The organism is Bacillus sp. L_1B0_5, from assembly GCF_000836715.1.
Taxonomy (GTDB): Bacteria; Bacillota; Bacilli; order Bacillales; family Bacillaceae_G; genus Bacillus_A; species Bacillus_A thuringiensis_S.
Genome location: NZ_JXIS01000181.1, coordinates 1 through 4,045 on the forward strand (window position 1 = coordinate 1; position 4,045 = coordinate 4,045).

Here is a 4,045-nt window from a genome sequence, read left to right on the forward strand (position 1 = left end):
ATTTTTGTAGCCGAATAAGCGCCTATTACAACCCCAAGTATATAAATCAAAGCAGTAATACTTGTATACCAAGGTATTTTCTTTATCATTTTTTTCCCTCCAGATATGTTAGGTAATTTTTTTGGATTAAAAACTTTACATATATCCCTAAATAAACAACATCAATTAAGGCACTTAAACTTAAAGTTAAAATTGAATTCATATAAAAAATTGAAATCAAAATTAGGATAGTAAGTTTTATATTTGAAAAAATAAACAAATATAGGCTCGCAATGAATTTTCTTGGGCTCAACATAAGATGTATAAGCAAAGTTCCCAGGCTAAGTGATCCAAATATTAAATATATCGAATAATAAAGTACCAGCCTTGAATCTAAAAATGATCCTATAACTACATTAAATCCAGCCAATATTATAATCAGTATGAACATAGAAATACCGAACGGTATTAATATATGCCAGCTGGAAGGTATAGGGAAATATTGAAGTTTACGATGCTCTGCCAATTTTCCTATTGATGATTTAAGGATAGGGAAAAGTACTATCACGGGTAATGAAACGGATGTTAGAGTGAGTATCAACATCTTAATAAAATTAATTGAAATATCCTGCATAGGCCATATAGCTATATATGACATTACTGTAACAACAAGAATCTCTATAACTATACTTAAAATACTTATTCTACCGATTACTATTGAGCAATATAACAGCTTTGGCCCTTTACATCTTTTAGCAATTAAAGAAGCTATGCGTTCGTTCCATGCTGTACTAGAATTTGAATACATTCTCTTTTTTTGTATCCTATAGATCATTAGAAACATAATTAGAGAAAAAGTAATCCAGATACCTACAAACACTAAGTTTTGAAACAAATTTAATTTACCTAATATCGCCCAAATCGGATAGGAGAATAAAGAAATTACTCCATTTAGTTGTGAAGGTATTGAATTAATAGATGTTAAGAATGTCATTCCTGCAAATATGTATATACACAATAAAACTACACAGACTTGTAAATTTAACGCTTTAGTTTTGAGGTTCAATAAAATTCCTATTAAAGAAGGAAGTAATGGAAAAACCAAAAACGAAAGTAAAGACAAATATAAAGAACTATTTAAAATACCCTTGTTTGAAATAATAGCTAGTACAACAGGTATTATGCAGATCATATTAAATAGGTAACCTCTAAAAAGGCCCATAAGAATTCTTATATTTATTAGATCTGTAATATATAAAGGGAATGCAAGCAGGGCTTTAACTTCATCAATACTAGAGGTATTTGTTAAAGAACCTACTCCTAAAGAATTAAAAATGAACAGGCTGAATATTAGTATAAAGATAAATGGAATTATTAGATTTGGATTTTGCAAGGTAGCGGTGTCATAATTTTTATTTAGGTATAGGTATATAGGTATCAAATATAATAAGGTTGATACGCCAAGAAAGACTCTTCCCAATACAGTTTTTGGAAGAATCCCTTGAGCACGAAAATCTCCCAGCATAAAAAGGGATAATACCTTTTTATATACCGGGAGATTCATCTTAATATTCAACTATTACCAACCTACTACTGCTCCTGTACCTGCAACAGCAATAACACCTTGAATTGTAGCAACAAATGGTGCTAGGAATGGATATGCAACAGCTGCATACCAAACTCCACCAGAAGCAATTAAACCAGCAATTGCAAGTGCTACGCTTTTCTCTACACCTAGAGTACCAACTAATAATCCACTAACTTTTTCTAATAACATAATATCACTCCGTTACTTAAATTTTACCAACCTACAGTTGCTGTAGTACCAGCTACTGCTAAAATACCACGTAAAGTTAAAACGAATGGTGCTAATACAGGCCATGCTGCAGCTACTGCTGCTGCTCCTGCTGAACCTAACATTGCTACAACTGCTAAAGACGTCCCATGGTCAAGACCAATGTTTGCAACTAAATGCCCTACAAATTTATCCATTTTTATTCCCCCAGAATTTTTTATTATTGTGAATTTCCTTCTCACAAGTAAAAATTTAACACAGAAATTTAAAATCGGGTATATTCTAATTTCTTTAGAATTAGATATTAATATGTAATATTTCTTAAGGGTTAATTAGTAGCATATATCCTTTTTTATTTGCAGTTCTGAGAATACCTGGACTTTTTGGGTTTTTTTCGATCTTATTTCTTAGATTTTTTATATGCACATACAAACTAGTAATCGTTGATAATTCAAGTTTTTCCATTAAGACATCTGTTTCAATTACTTTATTGAGGTTTTTATAGAGGAATAATAGAATCTTTGTTTCTAAGTTTGTTAACGGGATTTTTTCTCCATTTTTCACAATGCAAAGATCAAAAACATCAAACTTCACCTCATCGTTTAGGTACAGATCTAACGAATTTTTATCATTTTTTATTTCATTTTGTGGCTTATTTGAGTTTATGTTCCCAATAGATAATAAAGGGTTTGATAAGTAAATCACTGCCTGTTGAACTTTTAAAATCTCTTCTGGATTTTGATATTTCGTATCAACTAATAGTACAGTATTCCTAGAAATTTTTTTAAAATGAATCCAATCAATCTCATCTTCTCCCTGAAATGATTGGATATCGATTATAAATGCAAAGCTATCACTTCGTGCAGTATAAGTGTACGCATCGTCAAATTCAAATGTACTCTTAATAACTTTCATTTTAACTTTAGTATTTTTCAATAGTTCATCCAATAAAGAAATCAGTAACTCGCACTGAGATACTACTAACAAATTCACAAAATCCCCACCTGTGTAATAAATTTCGTAGGTTAAATTAATTATTTTAATATAATATTTTTTGTTTTCTAAATAATTATATTTAATCTTAGATTATTAATCTAAAAACACGGTTACCCTATTTTTTTCGACAAATAACGTAATTTTCAGAAAAAAATAAAACCTATTCCTTATCCATACCCCTTGAATATATGTTATTTTTACCATTTTAAACATAAATATCGCTATTAGTAAACAATATTTTCATTTAAATATTTTTCGACAAAAAAATTTAAAGAATTTAACATTTTTTATCAAAAAATATATTAAAATATTTTAATTATTGTGGTAGTATGCAATTGAGTGTACTATCTGGTACATATTGCCTAAAGGGGGATTTTATATAATATAAGATTTTTTTGAAAACCTTACTGGATTTTAATCCAATATTAATTAAAAGGAGAAAAACATGAAAAATAATCCATTGCAAGAAACTACTAATTCAACAGAAATAATTGACGAAAAACCTACATTGCTTAGTACCATTTTATCTCCATTACAAAATTTCGAAAAACTCAAACAAAAACCAATTATAGCTTTACCGCTGATAATAATTTGCTTGTTACAAATTATCGGAACTGTTATCACAGCTTTTGCTCTTGATACTTCTGTTCTACTTCAGGGGAATGTCCCAGAAGGTACTGAAGATTTTATCATCACTTTCTCAAGAGTAACATCGATAATAGGTGGAGTAATTGCTCCTCTAATTTATTTACTTCTATCATCAAGTGTCCAATTGTTTTTCTCAAAATTTACTGATTCAGATGTAACCTTTAAACAATTATTATCATTAAATATCCATATAATGCTTATACCTATAATTTCTCTTTGGATTAATGGTTTATTTAAATTTTTTGTTGATGGATCTACCCCTTTCTACATTACTAGTTTAGGAGGATTCGTTGAACCTAACGGTTCTCTATTTGGTCTATTAAACGGTATTGAGATTTTTGCAATTTGGCATTTTATTCTTAGAGCAAAAGGGTTGCAAATCGTTGCAAAACTTCCAAAGGCATACTCGTGGATTATTGCATTTATTTTCTTTGCTGTTTTATTAATTTTTAATATCATTAACGGATCAATGTTGGAAACAATTAAATAACAATTATATTAAGCGCTTACATATAAGCGCTTAAATACACTATTTAACCTTTATTAATATAGTAAGTCCAAATCTAATAAAATTAGTATTTCCATTAAAGTTTATATAGTCTTGATGGTGTTGCAAAACTCATAAAT

The 4,045-nt window shown here is 29.1% G+C and carries 5 protein-coding genes; 1 reads left to right on the plus strand and 4 read right to left on the minus strand.

The genetic code is table 11. The features are described 5' to 3' along the window. Positions 1-85: 85 nt before the first annotated feature. From RT27_RS31360 to RT27_RS31375, 4 genes are all read right to left on the minus strand, one after another. The gene (locus tag RT27_RS31360; RefSeq protein WP_043939151.1) at positions 86-1,555 is read right to left on the minus strand and encodes a hypothetical protein; all 1,470 of its coding nucleotides are present in this window, start codon (positions 1,553-1,555) and stop codon (positions 86-88) included. Between the two features lie 3 nt (positions 1,556-1,558). Continuing rightward, a complete protein-coding gene (locus RT27_RS31365) occupies positions 1,559-1,756 on the minus strand; it encodes a hypothetical protein (RefSeq protein WP_043939153.1) in 198 nt (65 codons plus the stop codon). Positions 1,757-1,779: 23 nt separating this feature from the next. Then, complete coding sequence (locus RT27_RS31370) at positions 1,780-1,971, minus strand: hypothetical protein (protein WP_043939155.1); 192 nt, start codon at positions 1,969-1,971, stop codon at positions 1,780-1,782. 124 nt (positions 1,972-2,095) lie between these two features. Continuing rightward, positions 2,096-2,767 carry a helix-turn-helix domain-containing protein gene (locus RT27_RS31375; protein ID WP_043939157.1) on the minus strand — a complete coding sequence of 224 codons (672 nt, stop codon included), beginning with the start codon at positions 2,765-2,767 and terminating at the stop codon, positions 2,096-2,098. 448 nt (positions 2,768-3,215) lie between these two features. On the opposite strand from RT27_RS31375, the gene RT27_RS31380 reads away from it, so the two are divergent. Next, positions 3,216-3,908 carry a Yip1 family protein gene (locus RT27_RS31380; RefSeq protein ID WP_043939159.1) on the plus strand — a complete coding sequence of 231 codons (693 nt, stop codon included), beginning with the start codon at positions 3,216-3,218 and terminating at the stop codon, positions 3,906-3,908. Positions 3,909-4,045: the final 137 nt, after the last annotated feature.